The 19,411-nt window shown below is 67.1% G+C and carries 16 protein-coding genes and 1 pseudogene; 4 read left to right on the top strand and 13 right to left on the bottom strand.

Annotated features, from left to right (window positions below; all coding sequences use genetic code 11):
- Positions 1-312: 312 nt before the first annotated feature.
- The 4 genes from accC to DM194_RS03500 form a co-directional block, all read right to left on the bottom strand.
- Positions 313-1,653, bottom strand: coding sequence for an acetyl-CoA carboxylase biotin carboxylase subunit (accC, locus tag DM194_RS03515; RefSeq protein WP_111065942.1), 1,341 nt, complete (start codon positions 1,651-1,653; stop codon positions 313-315).
- Between the two features lie 19 nt (positions 1,654-1,672).
- Positions 1,673-2,125, bottom strand: coding sequence for an acetyl-CoA carboxylase biotin carboxyl carrier protein (gene accB / locus DM194_RS03510; RefSeq protein WP_111065941.1), 453 nt, complete (start codon positions 2,123-2,125; stop codon positions 1,673-1,675).
- 22 nt (positions 2,126-2,147) lie between these two features.
- Positions 2,148-2,597 (bottom strand): type II 3-dehydroquinate dehydratase, encoded by a 450-nt coding sequence (gene aroQ / locus DM194_RS03505; RefSeq protein ID WP_111065940.1) that lies wholly within the window; start codon positions 2,595-2,597, stop codon positions 2,148-2,150.
- 149 nt (positions 2,598-2,746) lie between these two features.
- On the bottom strand, positions 2,747-4,219 hold the full coding sequence (locus tag DM194_RS03500) for a dynamin family protein (RefSeq protein WP_111065939.1): 1,473 nt from the start codon (positions 4,217-4,219) through the stop codon (positions 2,747-2,749).
- A gap of 235 nt (positions 4,220-4,454) precedes the next feature.
- Here DM194_RS03500 and DM194_RS03495 point away from each other — a divergent pair, with 235 nt between their 5' ends.
- On the top strand, positions 4,455-5,123 hold the full coding sequence (locus tag DM194_RS03495) for a hypothetical protein (RefSeq protein ID WP_111065938.1): 669 nt from the start codon (positions 4,455-4,457) through the stop codon (positions 5,121-5,123).
- Positions 5,124-5,666: 543 nt separating this feature from the next.
- Positions 5,667-5,928: pseudogene (locus DM194_RS03490) on the top strand (helix-turn-helix domain-containing protein); the annotation flags it as partial.
- Between the two features lie 719 nt (positions 5,929-6,647).
- On the opposite strand, the gene mepK reads toward DM194_RS03490, so the two are convergent.
- Positions 6,648-7,307, bottom strand: coding sequence for a peptidoglycan L,D-endopeptidase MepK (gene mepK / locus DM194_RS03485; protein ID WP_111065937.1), 660 nt, complete (start codon positions 7,305-7,307; stop codon positions 6,648-6,650).
- A 379-nt stretch (positions 7,308-7,686) separates the two neighbouring features.
- Between mepK and DM194_RS03480 the strand changes: the two genes are divergently transcribed.
- On the top strand, positions 7,687-9,006 hold the full coding sequence (locus DM194_RS03480; protein WP_111067723.1) for a L,D-transpeptidase family protein: 1,320 nt from the start codon (positions 7,687-7,689) through the stop codon (positions 9,004-9,006).
- Positions 9,007-9,054: 48 nt separating this feature from the next.
- On the opposite strand, the gene DM194_RS03475 is transcribed toward DM194_RS03480, so the two are convergent.
- Positions 9,055-9,423, bottom strand: a complete 369-nt coding sequence (locus DM194_RS03475; RefSeq protein ID WP_111065936.1) for a DUF2934 domain-containing protein — start codon at positions 9,421-9,423, stop codon at positions 9,055-9,057.
- 267 nt (positions 9,424-9,690) lie between these two features.
- Between DM194_RS03475 and DM194_RS03470 the strand changes: the two genes are divergently transcribed.
- Positions 9,691-11,280 (top strand): polysaccharide deacetylase family protein, encoded by a 1,590-nt coding sequence (locus DM194_RS03470; protein WP_111065935.1) that lies wholly within the window; start codon positions 9,691-9,693, stop codon positions 11,278-11,280.
- Positions 11,281-11,304: 24 nt separating this feature from the next.
- Here DM194_RS03470 and DM194_RS03465 read toward each other — a convergent pair whose 3' ends face one another.
- The 7 genes from DM194_RS03465 to DM194_RS03435 form a co-directional block, all read right to left on the bottom strand.
- Complete coding sequence (locus DM194_RS03465) at positions 11,305-11,667, bottom strand: hypothetical protein (RefSeq protein WP_111065934.1); 363 nt, start codon at positions 11,665-11,667, stop codon at positions 11,305-11,307.
- A gap of 206 nt (positions 11,668-11,873) precedes the next feature.
- Positions 11,874-12,176, bottom strand: a complete 303-nt coding sequence (locus tag DM194_RS03460; protein WP_162629954.1) for a hypothetical protein — start codon at positions 12,174-12,176, stop codon at positions 11,874-11,876.
- A gap of 658 nt (positions 12,177-12,834) precedes the next feature.
- Entirely contained in the window at positions 12,835-14,871 is a 2,037-nt protein-coding gene (locus DM194_RS03455) for an amylo-alpha-1,6-glucosidase (protein ID WP_111065932.1), read from the bottom strand.
- The gene (gene treZ / locus DM194_RS03450) at positions 14,864-16,870 is read right to left on the bottom strand and encodes a malto-oligosyltrehalose trehalohydrolase (protein WP_246024316.1); all 2,007 of its coding nucleotides are present in this window, start codon (positions 16,868-16,870) and stop codon (positions 14,864-14,866) included. Before treZ ends, DM194_RS03455 begins: the two co-directional genes overlap by 8 nt.
- Before the next feature lie 202 nt (positions 16,871-17,072).
- Positions 17,073-17,327: a hypothetical protein gene (locus tag DM194_RS03445; protein ID WP_111065931.1), complete on the bottom strand. Its 255-nt coding sequence runs from the start codon at positions 17,325-17,327 to the stop codon at positions 17,073-17,075.
- An 18-nt stretch (positions 17,328-17,345) separates the two neighbouring features.
- On the bottom strand, positions 17,346-18,527 hold the full coding sequence (locus DM194_RS03440; protein ID WP_111065930.1) for a zinc-dependent alcohol dehydrogenase: 1,182 nt from the start codon (positions 18,525-18,527) through the stop codon (positions 17,346-17,348).
- Positions 18,524-19,381, bottom strand: a complete 858-nt coding sequence (locus DM194_RS03435; protein ID WP_111065929.1) for an SRPBCC family protein — start codon at positions 19,379-19,381, stop codon at positions 18,524-18,526. Before DM194_RS03435 ends, DM194_RS03440 begins: the two co-directional genes overlap by 4 nt.
- Positions 19,382-19,411 lie beyond the last annotated feature (30 nt).

Here is a 19,411-nt window from a genome sequence, read left to right as displayed (position 1 = left end):
CACGCACAACGGCTGGGCCTGAAATCGGCCTTCAGGGGAAACCCCTATAAACTTCAAGGGTCGTGCGGAAATTGGTCATGCACCGGCAATCGTCGGTAAATGCAACCGGCCTCGCAGTTTGCGAACAGGAACGCGAAAAAGCGGCCGAATTCCTAGAATGCAAAGTATAAACTCCACATCAAGGGTGGCAGCTCTTTTCCAAAAGAAAGATCTTGTAAAGAAAAAGCCCCTCTCTCGACTTGAGGGAGGGGCTTCAGGACCGCGGCGGATTGCCGCGGCAGCTATCGCTGTAAAGTCGGCTTCAGCAGCCGGTCAGGACTTCGCCATCAGCTGTTCCAGCCAATGGATGTCGTAATTGCCGTCGATGAAGGCCTGCTGGGCAATGATGCGGTCATGCAGCGGCAGCGTGGTCTGGATGCCGCCGATCACATATTCCTCGATCGAACGGCGCAGCCGCATCAGGCACTCGTTGCGTGTGGTGCCGTGGACGACCAGCTTGGCGATCAGGCTGTCGTAATGCGGCGGAACGCGGTAACCGTCATACAGCGCCGAATCGACGCGCACGCCCAGGCCGCCCGGCGCGTGGTAGCCGTCGATCTTGCCCGGCGACGGCATGAAGGTTTCCGGGTTCTCGGCGTTCACGCGGCATTCGATGGCATGGCCTTCGAAGCGGATGTCCGACTGGGCGTAGCCCAGCGGCGCACCGGCGGCGACGCGGATCTGCTCGCGGACCAGATCGATGCCGGTGATCATCTCGGTGATGGTGTGTTCCACCTGCAGGCGGGTGTTCATCTCGATGAAATAGAACTGCCCGTCCTCGAACAGGAACTCCATCGTGCCGACGCCGCGATAGCCGATGGCCGCCGCGGTCTTGGCCGCCAGGGCGCCGATATACTCGCGCTGTTCGGCGTTCAGGGCCGGGCTCGGCGCTTCCTCGATCACCTTCTGGTGCCGGCGCTGGACGGAGCAGTCGCGCTCGCCGAAATGCACGCAGGTGCCGTGGGTGTCGCCCAGGAGCTGGATCTCGATGTGCCGGGGCCGGCCGAGATACTTCTCCAGATAGACCTCGTCGTTGCCGAAGGCGGCGCGCGCCTCGCCACGGGCCAGCTGATAGGCTTCCTTCAACTGGTCGGGGTTGCGGGCGACCTTCATCCCCTTGCCGCCGCCGCCGGCCGCCGCCTTGATCAGCACCGGATAGCCGGTCTCGTGGGCGACCCTCTCGGCCTCCTCCAGCGTCGTCACCGGCCCGTCGGATCCGGGAACCACCGGCAGCCCCTGCTCCATCACCGTCTTCTTGGCGGTGACCTTGTCGCCCATGATCCGGATATGCTCCGGCGTCGGGCCGATGAAGGTGAAGCCGTGCTCCTCCACCATCTCCGCGAACTGGGCGTTTTCGGACAGGAAGCCGATGCCGGGATGGATGGCGTCGACATTGGTGATCGACGCCGCCGACAGGATGGCCGGGATGTTGAGGTAGCTCTCGCGCGCAGACGCCGGACCGATGCACACGCTCTCGTCGGCGAGGCGGACGTGCATGGCGTCGGCGTCGGCGGTGGAATGCACCGCCACGGTCTGGATCCCCATCTCGCGGCAGGCGCGGTGGATGCGCAGGGCGATCTCACCACGGTTCGCGATCAGGACCTTTTCGAACATCGCCAAGGGAATGCCCCGCTTACTCGATGATGAGGAGAACTTCGCCGAATTCGACCGGCTGGGCGTCGGACACCAGCACCTCGGCGACCGTGCCGCCGCGCGGGGCCTTGATCGGGTTCATGACCTTCATCGCCTCGATGATCATGATGGTCTGGCCGGCCTTGACCACGTCGCCCGCGCGGACGAAGGGGGTGCCGCCCGGCTCGGCCGCCAGATAGGCGGTGCCGACCATCGGCGAGGTCACCGCGCCCGGATGGCTCACCGGCTTGGCCGAGACCGAAGCGGCCACGGCGGCGGCCGGGGCGGCCGCCAGGACCGGGGCGGCCTGGACGGCGACCGTCTGGGAGGCGGTCGGGCGGGTGACGCGGATGCGCTTTTCGCCCTCGGCGAACTCGATCTCGCTCAAGCCCGTCTCACGCAGGAGGTCCGCCAGCTTGCGGACCAGATCGCCGTCGATGTCGAAGCTCGCCATGATGTCAGTCGTTCCCGTTTCCTTAATCGCGGTCGATGATGTTCGCGATGGCGTCCAGCGCCAGAAGATACCCGTGCGGCCCGAACCCGCAGATCATCCCACTCGCCACCGGCGAGATGTAGGAGTGATGGCGGACCGGCTCGCGCTTGAAGATGTTCGAAAGATGGACCTCGATCACCGGCAGTTCCGACAGGATCAGACTGTCCATGATCGCGACCGAGGTGTGGGTGTAGGCGCCGGCGTTGATGATGATGCCGTCACACTCCGTGCGGGCCTGCTGAATCCACGAGACCAGTTCGCCTTCGTGGTTGGATTGGCGGAAATCCACTGTCAGACCCAGCTGGTCGGCACGCTCGTGGCAGGCGGCCTCCAGATCGTCCAGGGTCATGGACCCGTAGATTTGCGGTTCCCGCACGCCCAGCATGTTGAGGTTCGGCCCGTTGAGGACCAGAATCGACGCGTCGATGGCCACGACCCGCGCCCCTTTTCCCATGTTCGAAACCGCGCGTTTATAGCACGATGCACCGTCCTGTCCATGGCAACGCGGGGTTTGGGCGCGGAAAAGCGTGGGATGGCCCCCCGGCGTCGCGCCCATCCCGTCCGTACCGGCTATCCCCCCGGTCACTCCGCGGCGGTGGCGGGGGTGGAGGCGGCCTCCCGCGCCCGGCGGCCGGCCGGGTCGGTGTAGAGGTCGTTGATGCGCTGGACATGCACCGCCGTCGCTTCGCGGATGGCGAAGATCGCCTTGCGCGCCCTGCCGCCCCAGCCCGCCGGCTGCTTGGCGAAGATCGAGCGGAAGAAGCGAGTGTTGGCGAGGAAGGCCTGCCGCAGGTTCAGATCGACGTCGCCGAAGCGGTCGCTCAGGCCGGCGGCGATGCGGCGGGCGAAGAACTGCCGGATCTTGAAATGGCCGGCCAGGAACAGCCCGCCCAGAATCACCGCCGCACCGACGACGCGCAGCGGCACGCCGCCGTCGGGATTGTCGAACAGCCAGCCAAGGAAGCCGGCGATCCCGCCGCCGATCGTCTGCAGGAAGGTCCCCAGCAGCACCAGAAGGAGCACGCCCCACACCGCGTCGCCGATCAGCACCCGCCGGCGCCATGCCGCCATCGCCTCGCGGAGCTTGGGGATGACCTCGCCTTCCAGTTCCTTGGTCAGGCTGTCGATGGAGCCGATGATGCGGTAGGCCCGCGCGACCTCCACCTCGTTGATGCGGGTGTGGAGTTCGGCAAGGTCGTGGTCGCGCCGCGCCTCGTAGCGGGCACGGCGTCCGTCATCCTCGATGGCGACGGCGGAACGCTGGTCGTAGATGGCATAGAAGCGGCCGGACACCAGCCCGGCCTGGGCGATCGCCCGCTGCCAGGCGCCGAACACCGCCTCCAGATTGTCTTCCTTGGCCGTGGTATCGACCTGGTTCAGGATGTAGCAGACCTTGCGGGCGTCGGCACGGTTCACCGTCTTGGCGACCAGATGGCGCAGCGTGTCCTGCATGGCGCCCGGTTCCGGATGGCGGGCGTCGAAGAAGACCAGCACGAGGTCCGACAGCTCGACGATGTGGTCCACCAGCCGCAGAACGGAGCGGCGCTGGTCGTCGGCGTCGAAGCCCGGCGAATCGATGAAGATCTTGCCCTTGGTCCGCGGCCCGGCCAGCGTCTTCAGCTGCAGGTAATTGTCGATCCGCTTGCCTTCGCCGGCCGCCACCTTCTCGATCTCGTCGGCGATGCGGTAGAAGGGAAAACGCGGGTCGGCGTTCAGCGCGGTGCCCGGCAGCGCTTCTTTCCGCGTCTCCGGCCCGTGGCAGATGACGGTGAACTTGTCGTCGACCGCCTGGTTGCCGGTGTTCTGCAGGGGCTCGCCGAGATAGCCGTTGAGGAAGGTCGACTTGCCGGCCGAGAAGGTGCCGAGCACCGCGACCATCGGCCACCAGGGAATGCGGGTGGTCAGCGATTCATGACGGTCGATCAGACCCAGCCCGGCCAGGATCCGGTCGAAGGCGCGGAAGGTCGGGAGGACCGGCAGCAGGTTGGGATTTTCCTCGCGCAGATGGGCATCCAGGGCCGCAAGGCGCTGCTGAAGGGCTTGCCGGGGGGTCATGGTCGGTCTGATTCCACAATGGCGCAGGACACGGGGGGCACGGGACCGGGGCCGGGTGCGGCGGAGCGCCGGCCCGGTTTAGTCCGGCCCTGTCTAGCACGGGCGGGCCCGTGCCCGGACATGAAATCTCCCGCCTACTCCATGCGGGCCCATTCCATGCGGGGACCATCCGTGGGACCGCATGGAAAGAGCGGCGCCGGTGGAACAGGAAGCGCAAGCGGAGCGTTGTCCCGGAATGGACAGCGACGGCGGCACCGACGATCCCCCTCCCGCCCCTCCCCTCCCCGCGCCGGAGGAGGAGCATCGGCTGACGGCGGAGGAGTTGGCCTTCCTGCTGCGCGATCCGGCGGCGAGAGAGCGCGAGGCCGAGCGCGCCGCACGCTCCAACCGCAACCGCACCGAACGCCGCGGCGCCGACCCCGCCTATGCCGAGCGGCTGCGCGCCGGCGACCGCGAGCGCCAGCGCCGGCGTCGCCTGCGCGAATCCATCGGCCGGCCGGAGCCGCCGCTCTCCCCGGCGGTTCCCCTGCCCGACCTGAGCGAGGACGAGGCCGTCCGGCTCCTGACCTGTCATCTGGAGCGGAGCACCGACGCGCAGGCCATACAACTGCGCCGCCGGCCGGAACGCATCCGGCTCTATGCCGAGGCCTTCGCCGTCTATCGCACCCTCTCGGCCGGCGGCGAGCGCCCGACACGCGGCGCGCTCGCCGCCCTGCTGAAGTCGCGCTTCGGCCGCAGCGTCACGCCCTCCCAGGTCCAGAAGCTGCGCGACCATGTGGAGGCGTTCGCCGCCCCCGGCGGGCCATGGGCTCCCGGCGTCACCGCCACGCCGGCGCCTGTCCGAACGAAGGACGCCGCCAAGGCCGATACGGATAGTCACGCATCACGGCGGGAAAGCCGGTGAACCCGGCCCCGGCCCCCGCTCCACGGGGTCGGTTGGCATGGTTAATTATCTATTAATGCTTCCCTGCCCAACGATTACGGCCCTTGCCGAACAGAAGCCGGTGCGTGACACTCTATATCGGCCTATCCCAAGTTAAGAATTGCTTTGCTTGCGCATGATTATTTGCCGCAACCAGAAGGTTTGCCATCACCATTTGTAGCAGATCTAATACCATCCGGTTTCGAACGGTTGATGACTGAAACCCGTAAGCTATCGATCTAACCATTGGGTGAGTCGGAAGACATGGAGATTTCCGCGAAGGGATGGGTGTAGAGTGTGTACAAAATGCCTGTGGAATTGACTCTGGCAACTTCGGTAATAATTCAATTCTGTAACAAAGCAACCCCCGCGAATGTTTCTCATTCACCAACACCTATCGGAATATGACCCGCGTATACCAATATTTAAAAGTTTTCTCTTGAAATCGGCAAAAGGACATGCAATCAATCTTTGCATTCTCGTAAAGAGTGACGATGGTAGACTGGCTATCGGAGACCGATGGACATGAGTGAACCGACGGCGCGCAAAAGAGGACGACGCGGATCGCCGGAGTCCTGGTCTGTGGATGCCCATGTAGGACAGCGCGTGCGAATGCGCCGGACCTTGCTGGGGATGAGCCAGGAAAAACTGGGCGAGGCCATCGGCCTGACCTTTCAGCAGGTCCAGAAATACGAACGCGGTTCCAACCGCATTTCAGCCGGAACCCTTTATCGCCTGGGCCAGGTTCTGGACGTTCCGGTCAGCTTCTTCTTCGACACCTACAACGATCCCGACGGATCACGGCGCCGCCGCGGCTTCGAGGAATCCAACGACAACGACACGCAGATCAGCCGGCGCGAGGCGCGGTTGCTGCGCCTTTGGCGCGCCGCTCCGTCACATGTTTCGGACGAAATGTTGTCGCTGCTCTCCGCCCTCTCCCCTGAAATCAGGGAACCAGCGGAGGGGCCGGGCGAGGACGACGAGGATGATGGCCAACCGCCGTCCTTCGAGGGCGCTCCGGCCGACGACAACGGCCAGGGCGGTGGCTGGAAGGGCGTGTCGGCAAGCGCGATGATCGAGGCGAACGGCACCCGCGCGACCAGCCGGGCGATCCGCAGCGACATGCCGCGGGTCAAGGCCGCCGGATCGGACGATGCATCGGGCAAGGACAAGGGGAAGCGTCGCCGCCACGGTGCCGTGTGGGATCCGACCGACATCCTGCGCGCGTCCAAGCCATCGCCCCGCGATTGACGGAAGAAGACAGTCGCCGGTTTCGCCTATGCGGCGGAACTTCGCGAATGTCCCATACGAAAAGCCCCGCATCACCTGATGCGGGGCATTTTTCAATACGAACGCTCGAAATCGGCCGGGCGCGAACGCCGGCACGCGGCCTTGTAACAGCGGCTTTTGATCCTGACCCATTCAGGAACAAAAGCTTCGGCGGCATGGGCCGCCGCCATGCCGGTCGGCACGGATAACAACGGCCATCATCAATGACCGCTGTTATTACCAGCTGCGCACGGGGCCGACGTCGAGATGAACGAAGCCGCTGCGCGGGTAGAAGCCGACGCCGCCGCCCTGCATCGCCTTCGCCGTCTCGGAAATGGCGCGCAGTTGCGTATCGGGAAGGCGGATGTCGATGGCCATGCCGCGGGTATGGTAGCTTTCCTTCGCCACCCCGCGCGACCGGCGGCGCGCCATCGCATTGGTACGGCGGGAACGGTAGCCGCAGATGACCTCGAAGGGATCGTCGGACCCGACGCTCTGGTGCACGCGGGCGAGCAGGTCGAACAGGCGCGGGTCGTAGCGGCAGACCTGCTTGGCGCGGTGGTCGCGCAGAAGCACGTCGAGCTTGCGCAGGGCATCGGCCTTGTAGTTGCCGTCGGCCCAATAGACACCGTCGAAGCGCTCGTTGGTGTTGATGTTGTGAAGGCTGAGGCGCCGGACACCGCCGGCCAGAGGCGCCGCCTCGGCCGAACCCGACCCCAGCAGGACCGGAGCCGCGGTCACGCCGGTTACCACGCCACCCGTCACGACCCTGGCCGCGACGCTCGTCACCATCCCCGATGCGGCCGGAACGGCCGCGGACACCGCCGCGGCGGCAAAACCCAGGAACCCGCGCCGCCCCATGGCCGGAGCGGCACGCTCGTCATCCCCCAAGAGCATCCCCGAACCTCGTCGTTTTGCGTTTGGCCGTTCTACGATGTGGCCGTTTGGCGTCTGGCGGGTCGCTTTGCGCCCACGTTAGGTGTAAACCTTGTAACCAACGCTGATCCGGAGCGCTCCGTTTCGCGGGAAACGTCTCCGAACGGATATTCGTATAGGGAAGGTCATCGGCCTAGGCAATCAAAAAATTTTGCACTGTGACCTTATTGCATAGGCATGGTCATAGGACGACGGCGGGAAAGCCACACTGGGCGAATGTTCGCGGAGTTTTCGCGCCGCACGCCTCGCCTTCCATTATTGCGTTGCCTAGATTGTTCATAAGGGCCGCGACGCATCCCTTCCGATGCGCAACAGCCCCGCCGCGACAGAGGGTTTCGACATGACCGTATCCGCCGACTTCCGCAAGCCCCGCAAACTGGCCGTCCTGGCCATGGCGGCCGCATCGGCGCTGGCGCTGTTCGGTCCGGCCTCGGCTGACGCCCTGCCCTACCGCGACATGCTGACCCAATGGGCCGACCGGCTCGACGGTGCCGCGATGGAGCTGGAAAGCGTTCCCGCCCAGGTTTCCACCCGAATCGGCGAAGGCGGGACGCTCAAGCTGGGAAGCCGGGGGGAGCGGGTCGCCCGCCTGTCCCAGCGGCTGCTGGAACTCGGCTTGCTGCCGGCCGACAAGCTGTCCGACACCTTCACGACGGACGTCGACCATGCGGTGAGGGCCTTCCAGCTCTCGCAGCGCCTGAAGCCGGACGGGCTGGTCGGGGCCGGCACCCGTGCCGCGCTGGACCGCACGCCGGCCGAGGCGGCAAGCCTGATGCGGCAGAGCGCGGTGGCCATGCGCAGTTTCCGCGACACCGCTCCAGACGATGTGCTTGTGGTGAACCTGACCGACCAGACCACCACGCTGGTCCGCGGCGGGGAGGAGGAGTTGACGATGCGCGCGATCGTCGGCCGGCCGTCGCGCGAGACGCCGCTGCTGACCGACCGAATCACCCACATCATCGTCAACCCGACCTGGACCGTGCCGCCTACCATCCTCAAGGAGGACAAACTGCCGATGCTGCGGGCCAAGGGGGTTCCCGGCATCCAGAACGCCACCGTCTATCTCGACGGGCAGGAGGTGATGCCGGAGACGGTCGACTGGTACGGCGTCACTCCCGGACGGGTCCGCATCGTCCAGAAGCCGGGCGACCACAATGCGCTGGGCCGCTTCCGCTTCAACCTGACCAATCCCTACGACATCTATCTGCACGGCACCAACGAGCCGCGCCTGTTCTCGCGGGAACTCCGCTCGATCAGTTCCGGCTGCGTCCGTCTGGAGGATCCGCGCCGTCTGGCGGAATTGCTGCTGCAGGGCACCACGGTGACGCCCGCGCGGATCGACCGCATGCTGGAACGGATGCAACCGCAATGGGTTAAGTTGGCGACGCCGATGCCGGTGCAATTCGTCTATTGGATCGCGACCGTCGAAGCCGACGGCGCCGTCCGCCTGCACCCGGACATCTACGACCGGCTGGACGATGCGCCGGCCACCGCATCCTTCCCCGCGCCCGCGCCGGATTCGCAAGCGCCTGCCCTTGCACCCGCGGCCACTCCGACGCCGGCATCCCAGCCGGGCGACACCGGCCGCGCCACCGCTCCGATGGAAAAGTCGGGCACTGCCGAAGGCGGGCCGGCCGCAACGGAGAAAGCCCCGGCCTGACGGCCGGGGCATCCAATCGAACGGTCAGGGCTGCTCGAACAGTAACGGTCACACCCGGCGGCGGGTCTTCTTGCTGCGGTTGGGCGGCACCGCGGTAGAGGCCGCTTCCTCCGGCGTGGGCCAGGCTTCACGGTCGCCGCGCATGGGCATGCCGAACTCGTCGCCCTGATCGGCCAGCCCCGGCGGTTCGCCCTGATTGGCCACGGCCAGCACCGGCTCCACCGGCTCCGTCCGCATCGCGGTCGCTTCCGGGCCGCCGGCCGGGTTGGGCTTCAGCGTGTCCAGGTAATTGTCCTCGATCGCGATCTCTTCTTTGGCCAATTCCCAATTGGCTTCGGCGCGCCCCTCAGGCCGGCCTTCGCGTTCCCAAATCTCATGCGCGCGCCGACGGATGCGGCTTTCCAAATCCTCGGCCATACGGGTCGTCTCCTTCACGGCTGGGGTTTCCCCTATTGAACCCCGCCACGGCCCCGCCGGTTCCGGTCCGGTCTTTGCCCAACGGTTGTGCAGCAAAGCCGCCCACGTGGCATTCCACCGTTTCCGATTGGCAACGCCTGCCCGAAATCCGCCGGAATTGCCCCAATTCCGCCGCTTGACGTTTGAATTAATACCTTTGGAATGATATTGCACCGCGATCAACCGGCGGTCCCGCAAATTGTGGCTGGGCCAAGTGACGGGACCGATATGTTGCGCATCTTCCGGCCGAGCACCGCCTCCACCGCCTCCAGCGTTATGATGTCCGGCGCCGTCCGCGGCCTTGACGCCGCTTCGGCCACCGGGCTCCGCACCGGCCGGTCCGGCAGCGGTCTGATGCGTGCCGCTCTGCTGGCCTGCGCTCTCTCCCTGCCTGCCCTACCCGCCGCCGCCGCACCCGATTCCGGTCCTGCGCGCCCGCCCGCCGCCAAAACGGCGCCAGAGAAATCCAACGCCACGCCCGTGAAGGCGGAAGACAAGCCGGCCAACGGGCCGGTTCTGCAACTGGGCATCTATTCCCGCGACGGCGACGCTTGGTGGAGTTGGAAGAGCCTGCAGCGGCGCCGGCCCGAACTGGCCGCGGGCCTGACCGCGTCCGTCACGCTGCTGGACGGCAAGAGCGAGGCCGGGGGCGTGGCGCTCTACGCCCAGGTTGCCAAAGGGACCGATCCGAAGGCGCTGTGCCGCCGCATCGTCGGCGCCGGCTTCGGCTGCCTCGTCGTCGACCGTCCGCCGGCCCCGGAAACCTCGGCCCCGGCAACGACCGCTCAAACAGCGCCCGCTCTGGCAACACCCACCCAGTCAACGCCCGCTCCGGCAGAGCCCGCTCCGGCCGTGACCGTGGCCGTCGCGCCGCCCGCCCCGGCAACCGCCGAGGCGACGCCGCGGCCTTCGGCCAAGCCGGAAGCGCCGTCCGGGACGACGACCTCGGTTCTGGCGCCGATCGGTTCCGCCGCCGCCGCGCCGCTGGCGCCGCTGGGACCGCCACCCCCGGCCGTCGCCGCCGCCATCCCGCCGGCCGAAGGGCTGATCATCTACAACGAGGAAGACGCCCGCACGATGGCGGACATCGAGCAGCACAGCCGCCGCAAGGGCCGGCTGCGCTCGGTGATGCCGGATTCGCGCTATGACGTGATGCCGGCGACGCTGAAGAGGGAAAACTGGAACCTCTGCGCCCTGACCTTCGATGATGGGCCGCACCGCACGGTGACCCGGCAGGTTCTGGACATCCTGAATCGGGAGGGCGTGCGCGCCACCTATTTCCCGGTCGGCCGCATCGCCGAGCGGCAGGGCGACCTGATCCGGGATTTCGTCGCCGGTGGGCACGAGATCGGCAACCACAGCCTGACCCATTCCGACCTGCGCAAGATGGACGCGGCCGCCGCGCGTTATGAAATCGCGGAGGCCAATCGCATCCTGCGGGAGTTCGGTGCCAATCCGGTGCTGTTCCGCCCGCCCTATGGCCGCTATTCGGAAGAACTTCTGACCGTCGTGCGCGAAGAGCGCATGGGATCGGTCCTGTGGTCGGTCGATACGCGCGACTGGCAGGTGCGCAACGCCGACAAGATCGTCAGCCAGATCAAGCTGGGCGGCATGCCGGGCAACGTCTTCCTGATGCACTCGACCTATCCCAGCACCGCACAGGCACTGCCGCAGGTGATCGCGGATCTGCGGGCCAAGGGCTGCGAGTTCGTCACCCTGTCGGAGTGGCTGGATCGCGCCCGCAATCTGGCCCTGCCGAAGATCGTCAACGCCGGCATGCCGGCGCCGGCCGGCAGCGCTCCGTCCGACCGCCAGTAAGGGACGGGAACTCTCTGGGCGCCGCTACCGGGCTCCTTTGACATCCTGCTGCTTGCGGTTCTGGGCATATTGCCGGATAGCCCCCTCCACCTCCGGCGGCAGGATCGTCCAGGTGGCGCCGAAGGTCGGTCCCTTCACCTCCACCACCGCGACGGTCGCGGCGAAGGTGAATTTGCCGGCCGGATCGTCGACGCGCACCGACACCCGGGCATTCTGTCCGACGATCAGCGATCCGTCGAAGCCGCGGGCGACGAAGCCCTTGGGCGTCAGTGACACGATGGGGAAGCTCTTGCCGTCGCACTCCACGACGCTGACCGGCATGCGTCCGGCCGGCTTGGCCGGCTTCTGATCCTTCACCGTCACCTTCAGGAAGTCGAAAAGCCCCATCCCGCGCCCCCAGAAATCCGCTTCGTACGGCAGGCAGGGAACAGGCGAGCGCCGCCCATTTGCCAGCACCTGCCGTCCCCCTGGCGTCCATGCCTGCGATTAGACGCGGGCACGATGCCAAGGGCAATCGTTTCCTGCCTTCGGGGTAGCCCGTTCAGGCAAAACCCTGAGCGGGTGCTTGAGTGGGTGCCTGAGTGCGTGGAGGATCAGCGGCGCAGCGCGGCCTGCATATCGGCCCAGGCGCGATGTGCCCGCCTGACCGACAACAGGGCGAAGGGAAGCAGGGTGACGAGGACCATCGCCATTCCGGCCATGACCGACAGCGCCCCCAACGCGTCGGAGGTGGGAAGCCTCGCCGCCAGTCCGGCCAGCAGATGCAGGATCAGCGCACCCAGCACCGACGTGGCCAGCAACGGACCGATCAGGGCGGTCAGCAGGGCAATGGCGCCCGCCTGCCGGGGTCGCCCGGCCTCCCTGCCGCCACTCTTCGGCCAACCGGACCGGGGCATCCCAGAGCGGATCGTCGAGTACGGTATGCCGGCGACGCCTCGCACAACGCTCCGCATGGGCACCTCCGTTCTGGCTGTTGTTCCGCATGTCCGTTAGGGCGGATCCGATCGACCCGATCCGATCAACCATCCAACCGGATTGGTTGGGGCACCGAAGGAATCCGTTCGGGAACTATAGGATGCTTTTTCCGGATTGGCTAAAATCCAAACCGATTACCTCCTTGTGCATGCCCCGTGCCGTTTGTCTGCCTAAAGTACAGGCATCGAAGGTACAGGTTCGGCATGCGGGCACGTCATAAGCTTTGGCCGCGGGCAGAACCCGCGGTCTCCACAGAGCTTGTGGATAACTGTGTGGGCAAGCCGTGGGCAGCACCGATTCGCACTAGGCGTTTCAACGCTCCCAATGTGTTTGCCCAAAATTTAGGCATTCTTGTTAAGTAATTGAATTTTAACAAGAAACGTCCATTCAGCGCCCTAGGGGCTTGGCCGGCGTGTCAACCGAAATCTGTCACATTCCGCCATGCCCTTGGATTTCACACCCGGTTGTGCCCTGTTGACAACTGCCTCCAAGGACATTGCACCATCGTTACGGGTGGAGCCGCCTCGGACCGCCGCTCTATGACCTTGGTGAGAGGCGGCTCCGCAACCCTTGTCCCGCTTAGCCGTCGGTCTTCACCCAGCACCGCAGCACCTCCGCCACGCTCCAGGCCTGGGATATGCAGCCCCGCGGCGTGAAGGGCGGTTCCGCATCGAAGATTTCGCTGACGGTCCCGATGCCGGCCTCGTCCAGATGCGGCAGGAAGCCCTCCAGCAGCCGGCGCGCCCCCTCATGGTCCTGCGGGTGCAGCTTCAGCCACGCATCGACATAGGGGCCGATCAGCCAGCCCCAGACGGTACCCTGGTGATAGGCGGCGTCGCGCGCCCGCAGGTCGCCGAAATACTTCGCCTTGTAGTCGCGGGAGCCGGGCGCCAGCGACCGCAGCCCGACCGGGGTCAGCAGATGCTTGCGCACCGTCTCCACCACCGGCTTCCACCGCTCCCGCTCCAGCACCGGGTGGTCGAGCGAGACGGCGAAGATCTGATTGGGACGGCAGGCGATGTCGTCGCCATGTTCGCCATCCACCACATCGAACAGGTGCCCTGCCGACTGACACCAGAACCGCGCGTTGAAGGAGGCGCGCGCCTGGTCGGCCAACTCCTCCAGCGGCAGGGCGGCGGCTTCGCCGTCCTCCTCGCGCAGCCAGTCCGTCATCAGGCGCAGGGCGTTGTACCACAGCGCGTTGATCTCCACCGCCTTTCCCCGTCGCGGCGTGACGACCCAATCGTCCACCTTGGCGTCCATCCAGGTCAGCTGGTAGCCCTCCTGCCCCTGGCGCAGCAGCCCATCCTTGGGATCGACGCCGATGCCGAAGCGGGTGCCGTGACGGTGGAAGTCGATCACCTCGTGCAGTTTGGGCAGCAGCAGGCGCAGCGTGTCGCGGTCGCCGGTGACGGCCAGATAGCGGTGCAGCGCGTGGAAGAACCACAGTGTGGCGTCGGCGGTGTGGTACAGCCCGCGGTCCTTGCCGTCGGGGAACATGTTGGGGATCAGGCCGTCGCGGATGTAATGGCCGAAGGTGTGCAGGATCCAGCCCGCCTCCATGTGGCGGCCGGTGGCCAGCGTCAGCCCCTCCAGCGCGATCATCGTATCGCGGCCCCAGTCAGTGAACCAGTGGTAGCCGGCGATCACCGTCCGCACCTCGTCCCCCTCGGCCCGTGCCCGCATCTGGTCGGCGACACGGCCGGCCGGCACGAACAGGAAGCTGTCGGCGGACAGCACGAGTTCCGCCATCGCGCCGTGCCGCAGGCTGGGATGGGCGTTCTGGATGATGCGGCGGCGGCGTCCGGTCTCGAACCGCAGCACGTCGGTCGGCGGCAGCGCCTCCAGCCGCCACCACTCCTCGGTCGCGGCGGCGAAGGTGATGCTCTGTCCCGCCCCGGCCACGCCGCTGAAATAGCCGGGCGTCCACAGCGAGCCGTGGGCCTGATAGCCGCGCTCGTCCTCGACACGGTAGTAGATTTCGCTGCGGACGCCGCCGTCGAGCGTCATCGGAAAGTCGCCGCCCTCGATCGCCATGCGCAGAATCGGCAGATCGGGACCGGCTGACACCTCGTAGCGCTGGCCTGCCGCGGTGATGCGGTAGGCCCTCGCCAGCGGTCGGTCCACCGCCGATTCCAGCGTTCGGAAGGCCAGCACGGGCCGCAGCCGCAGCCGTATGGGCTCCTTGGTTTCCAGAACGCGGTAGGTGACATGGACGATGTTCTGGCCATGCGGCAGGACGATCTGCTTCTCGATGACCGCACCGCCGGCCCGGAACCGCCAGACCGGAAGCCCCGCCTCCATGCGGAATTCCTGCAGGGCGGCGGTCTGCGCATCCTCCCTAGGGTGGCCGCTCGCCTCGGGGCTGCTCAGCCAGTATTCATGCCCGTCGGCGCCGACGACGACGTCGCTCAGATGGCTCAGCATCAGCACCCGGCCCAACGGAGCCGGCAGCGCCGCGATCAGAAGCCCGTGGTAGCGCCGGGTCACCGCCCCCGACACGGCGCCCGAGGCGTAGCCGCCGAGGCCGTTCGCCACGAGCCATTCCCGGGTTCCGGTACTGTCGGGATCGGTGGCCAGCAGGTCGTGCGACAGGGTACGAACGAAATCAGACATGGTGAGCCTGCGATCCGCTTTCGGTTTCCGACCCCTTGGAAACCACGATGACGGGGGTTGTGTTGCCCCCGGCGTCATCGCTTTTCGTAGGAAAATCGCGCGCCGGGCGCAAAACCAGGGCGGCATGCCCCGGCAGCCGCCATGCGCCGCCCGGCTGTTCCACCGGAGCGGTGCCGCAGCCGCCATAGAGCGGATCCTCGCTCGACCACAGAAGCGTCCAGGCGCCGTCCCGCGGCGGGGCGAGCAGCGGTTCCGCCAGAACCCTCAGGGTCAGGTCGCGCCCCAGATTGACCAGCAGCAGCCGGTCGTCGCCCTCCCTCTCCTCACCGAAGATGCGAAGGACGAAGGCTTCATCCCCCAGAACTGCCCCATCCAACCCGCCGACGCGCTGGGCGGCGAAGACCCGGTCCTCCCGGCGCAGGCGCAGAAGGTCGCGGTGCATCGCCCAGACATGGGCGTTCGCCTCCCGCTCCCCATGGTCCAGCTTGGAGCGGGTGAAGCTTTCCTCCGCATGCGGCTTGGGCAGGCGGGCGCGCAGCGGCGGGGAGGCGATGCTGGGAAACTGGGCCAGGAACTCCGCCCGTCCGTTCTCCACCAGACCGGCCAGCTCCGGCTTGTGGTCGGCGAAATAGAGGAAGGGGGCGCTGGCGGCGAATTCCTGCCCCTGGAACAGCATCGGCGTGCCGGGGCCGAGCAGGGTGAGCGCGGTCATCGCGCGCAGCCGGCCCGGCGAGGTCAGCGCATGCACGCGCAATCCACGGGCGGAGTTGGCGATCTGGTCGTGGTTCTGCAGGAAGGTGACGAAGGCCGGCCGCGGCAGGCCGAAGGCCGGCATGCCGCGCCGCTTGCCCTGCCAGCGATACCACTGCCCCTGATAGAGGAAGCCGTGCTTCATCGCCGACACGAATTCCTGCGGCGTGCCGCGGTAGTCGGTGTAGTAGGCCTCTGTCCGGCCAGCCAGCGCCACCATGGCGGAGTGGTGGAAGTCGTCGTTCCAGATGGCGCAGAGTCCGCAGCCGCCCTCCTCGGCCGGCTTCACCATGCTGGCGTGCTGCGGCTCGTTCTCCCCCACCAGGATGGCGGCGCGGTCGCCGGCGGCCTTGCGCACCGCGCGGGAGAGCTCGGTCAGGATATGCGGCTCGCCTCTGTCGAAGATCGACTGGGTGGCGTCCAGCCGCAGCCCGTCCAAATGATACTCTTCGATCCAGAAGGCGGCGTTGGTCAGGAAGAACTCCCGCACCGGAGCGGAATTGGCTCCGTCGAAGTTGATCGCCTCACCCCACTCGTTCTTGTAGCGGTCGGTGAAATAGTCGTCGGCGAAACACTTCAGGTAATTGCCGTCGGGTCCGAGATGGTTGTAGACGACATCGAGAATGACGGCGAGGCCGAGCCGGTGCGCCCCGTCGACGAAGCGGCGCATGGCGTCGGGATCGCCATAGAGCCGGGTCGGGGCGAACAGGTTCACCCCGTCATAGCCCCAGCCGAAGCGGCCGGGAAAATCCGACACCGGCATCAGTTCCAGCACCGTGACGCCCAGTTCGGCCAGCGCCGGCAGTTCCCGAAGCGCCGCGTCCCAGCCGCCTTCCGGCGTGAAGGTGCCGATGTGCATCTCGTAGATCACCTGGCCCTTGATCGACCGGCCGCGCCAATCCAGGTCGGTCCAGCCGAACCGGTGCGGATCGACCAGTTGCGAGGGACCATGCGGCCCGTCGGGCTGGAAGCGCGACATCGGGTCGGGATAGAGCGTCTCGCCGCCATCGAGCCGGAACCGATAGAGCCCGCCGGCCTCCAGCCCGGTCACGGAGCCGGAGAAGTAGCCGTTCCCCTCGCCCTCCAGCACCGTCGCGGTCCCGTCCGGCTCCAGCACCAGTTCGACCCGCTCCGCCTTGGGGGCCCAGACGCGGGCGTGGACGCCGCCGGGCAACAGTTCCACCCCGATGGGCCAGCGGCGTTTGACGGTGGCCTGCGCCTGCTCGACAGGCGGAACTGCGGCGGACATCTTCACGGCGACTGGCCCCCGGTGAGTGATGCGGACTTGCCTCGTGGGTATAGTCAACAGGAGCGGAGCCGCGTGGTCACGCGGAGCACGGGAAACTGTCCTAAAGGCCAGGGGGGTTCAGGGGGAGAACCGGCAGCCCCTCCTCCACCCGGTGCGGGAGGAAAGGTGGAGGAGCCTCGCAAGGGGGGCTCCCCCTCAAACCTCAGACCCGCTCGCCGAAGCTCTGCGCGGCGGCGTCGATCACCAGCGGGTGGGCGCGGAGCGCGGTCAGCGCCGCCTCCGCCTTTCCGTCGGCGACCTCCAGCGTCACCAGCACGTCCGAGCGGTTGCCGCGTTCGGCGTCGCGCTCCTCGCGTCCTGTCTGCACCACGTCGCCGAAGCGGTCGCGCAGGCTGCCGACGATCTCGGCCTCCACACCCCGGCCGCGTTCGGCGGGATAGGCGTAGACCAGTTCCATCTCGCTCTCCCTTCTCTGCTAACCTTGCGGGGCGAAGACGACGCGCATGCAGTCGTCGGTCTTATCCTTGAACATGCGGTAGCCCTGCGGCCCCTCGTCCAGCGGCATCCGGTGCGTCAGAAGGTAGGACGGGTCCAGTTCGCCCTTGCGGATGTGCTCGAACAGCCGCTCGGCATAGCGCTGGCCGTTCTGCTGTCCCATGCGGAAGGTCAGGCCCTTGTTCATCGCCGCCCCCATCGGGAACTTGTCGATCAGCCCGCCATAGACGCCGACGATCGACAGGGTGCCGCCCTTGCGGCAACTCTCGATCATCTGGCGCAGAACCGCCGGCCGGTCGGTCTGCAGCCCAACCGCCTGCTTGGCGCGGTCGTAGAGATCCTCCACCGGGTTGGACGCGCTGTCGGCCTCCATGCCGACGGCGTCGATGCACACGTCGGGACCGCGCCCGCCGGTCATCGCCTGAAGCGCGTCGAAGACGTCGACACGGCTGTAGTCCAGCGTCTCCGCCCCCGCCTTCATCTGCGCGGCGCGAAGCCGGTCGGGGAAGCGGTCGATGCCGATCACCCGCTCCGCCCCCAGCAGGGCGGCACTGCGGATCGCCATCTGGCCGACGCCGCCGCAGCCCCACACCGCCACCACGTCGCCCGGCTTGATGCCGGCCATGTCGGCGGCCATGTAGCCGGTCGGCACGGCGTCGGACACGAACAGCGCCTTCTCGTCGCTCACCCCTTCCGGCACGCGGACGGCGTTGAAGTCGGCATAGGGCACCCGGATGTATTCGGCATGGCTGCCGGCATAGCCGCCGAAGGCGTGGCTGTAACCGAAGATGCCGGCGCCGCAATGGCCGTAGGCGGTGCGGGCATAGTCCGGGTTGGGGTTGGAGTTGTCGCACAGCGAGCTTTCGCCATGCTGGCAATAGCCGCAATGGCCGCAGCCGATCACCGAGATGGTGATGACCCGGTCGCCCCGGTTCAGATAGCGGACCTCCGGCCCCATCTCGACGATCTCGCCCAGGAACTCGTGGCCGATGATGTCGCCGGGCCGCATGGTCGGGACATAACCGTCGATCAGATGCAGGTCGGACCCGCAGACCGACGACAGCGCCACCTTGACGATCACGTCATGCGGATTGATCAGCACCGGATCGGGCACGCGCTCCACCCGCAGGTCGTTGGTTCCGTTCCAGCAGAGCGCCTTCATTCCAGCGCCTCCCGGAACGAACCGTTGCCGGCTTCATTCCCGCTGCTTTCATTCCCGCTGCCGTTCCCACGAGGCTGGCGGTCGATGGTGGACAGCTCTCCCGTCTCCACCCGCTGCTTCAGCCGGCGCAGCGCCTCCTCCGCCTGCGCTTCCGGGGTCACGCCCAGGCGCGCCGCGACCTCGGTGGCCGGGACGCGATAGACCAGCGTCAGCCGCACTTCCGTCCCACGGTTGCCCGGCGCCGGGGCCAGCATCAGCGAGGCGCGGTGCGGCAGCGCCGTCTCGCCCACCGTATGCCAGGTCAGCAGCCGGTCCTCGTCAACGCGGTCGAGCACGCAGCGCCAGCTCAGCACTTCCCCGCCCGGCGTCCTGCCGTGCTTGGCGGCGCTCTTGGCAAGCCATCGGCTTTCGGTGGCCGACAGCACGTCGACCCGCTCCAGCTGCGGCATCAGCTTCGGCAGGTTGGCGAAGTTGCGCCAGAATCTGAACACGGTCCCCGGTTCCGATGCGATGGTCACGACCGCCTGGGTGCGTTCCGGCGTCAGAGAACGTCGGCGCGACGCCGGGACATGGCTGCGCCAGCCGCCGGCATCGGGCATCGGGCGCAAGGCGCGGTCACCGAAAGGCCGCAGGCCCAGGGCACCGGCGGCGAACAGTCCGGCGCCGCCCAGCGCCAGCATCGCCCCGCCCCAGCCCGAGCGCTGAAGCCCCAGCACGCCCAGCGCGGTGCCGCCCACCATGGCGAGCCAGCGGCCGCCGGTCGCGGCATCGCCCGCCCCGATCAGGCTCATGCCCGACCGTAGGGAGTCCGACTGTGGCCAACCGCCCCGTCCGGTCAAACTGTTCGACGCCATCGCCGCTCCTTTCCCGTCTGTACAATGCCT

The organism is Azospirillum ramasamyi, from assembly GCF_003233655.1.
Taxonomy (GTDB): domain Bacteria; phylum Pseudomonadota; class Alphaproteobacteria; order Azospirillales; family Azospirillaceae; genus Azospirillum; species Azospirillum ramasamyi.
The sequence above is the reverse complement of the archived record's forward strand: the minus strand, read 5'-3'. Positions and strand labels throughout refer to the sequence as shown.

Excerpts from the sequence above, each read along its gene's own strand:
- accB (WP_111065941.1), bottom strand. The coding sequence starts at position 2,125 with ATGGCGAGCTTCGACATCGACGGCGATCTGGTCCGCAAGCTGGCGGAC.
- DM194_RS03465 (WP_111065934.1), bottom strand. The coding sequence starts at position 11,667 with ATGGGGCTTTTCGACTTCCTGAAGGTGACGGTGAAGGATCAGAAGCCG.
- treZ (WP_246024316.1), bottom strand. The coding sequence starts at position 16,870 with ATGTCCGCCGCAGTTCCGCCTGTCGAGCAGGCGCAGGCCACCGTCAAA.
- DM194_RS03440 (WP_111065930.1), bottom strand. The coding sequence starts at position 18,527 with ATGAAGGCGCTCTGCTGGAACGGAACCAACGACCTGCGGGTGGAGCGC.
- DM194_RS03460 (WP_162629954.1), bottom strand. The coding sequence starts at position 12,176 with ATGCCCCGGTCCGGTTGGCCGAAGAGTGGCGGCAGGGAGGCCGGGCGA.
- DM194_RS03475 (WP_111065936.1), bottom strand. The coding sequence starts at position 9,423 with ATGGCCGAGGATTTGGAAAGCCGCATCCGTCGGCGCGCGCATGAGATT.
- accC (WP_111065942.1), bottom strand. The coding sequence starts at position 1,653 with ATGTTCGAAAAGGTCCTGATCGCGAACCGTGGTGAGATCGCCCTGCGC.
- DM194_RS03470 (WP_111065935.1), top strand. The coding sequence starts at position 9,691 with ATGTTGCGCATCTTCCGGCCGAGCACCGCCTCCACCGCCTCCAGCGTT.
- DM194_RS03435 (WP_111065929.1), bottom strand. The coding sequence starts at position 19,381 with ATGGCGTCGAACAGTTTGACCGGACGGGGCGGTTGGCCACAGTCGGAC.
- DM194_RS03445 (WP_111065931.1), bottom strand. The coding sequence starts at position 17,327 with ATGGAACTGGTCTACGCCTATCCCGCCGAACGCGGCCGGGGTGTGGAG.
- DM194_RS03500 (WP_111065939.1), bottom strand. The coding sequence starts at position 4,219 with ATGACCCCCCGGCAAGCCCTTCAGCAGCGCCTTGCGGCCCTGGATGCC.
- mepK (WP_111065937.1), bottom strand. The coding sequence starts at position 7,307 with ATGCTCTTGGGGGATGACGAGCGTGCCGCTCCGGCCATGGGGCGGCGC.
- DM194_RS03455 (WP_111065932.1), bottom strand. The coding sequence starts at position 14,871 with ATGTCTGATTTCGTTCGTACCCTGTCGCACGACCTGCTGGCCACCGAT.
- DM194_RS03495 (WP_111065938.1), top strand. The coding sequence starts at position 4,455 with ATGGACAGCGACGGCGGCACCGACGATCCCCCTCCCGCCCCTCCCCTC.
- DM194_RS03480 (WP_111067723.1), top strand. The coding sequence starts at position 7,687 with ATGACCGTATCCGCCGACTTCCGCAAGCCCCGCAAACTGGCCGTCCTG.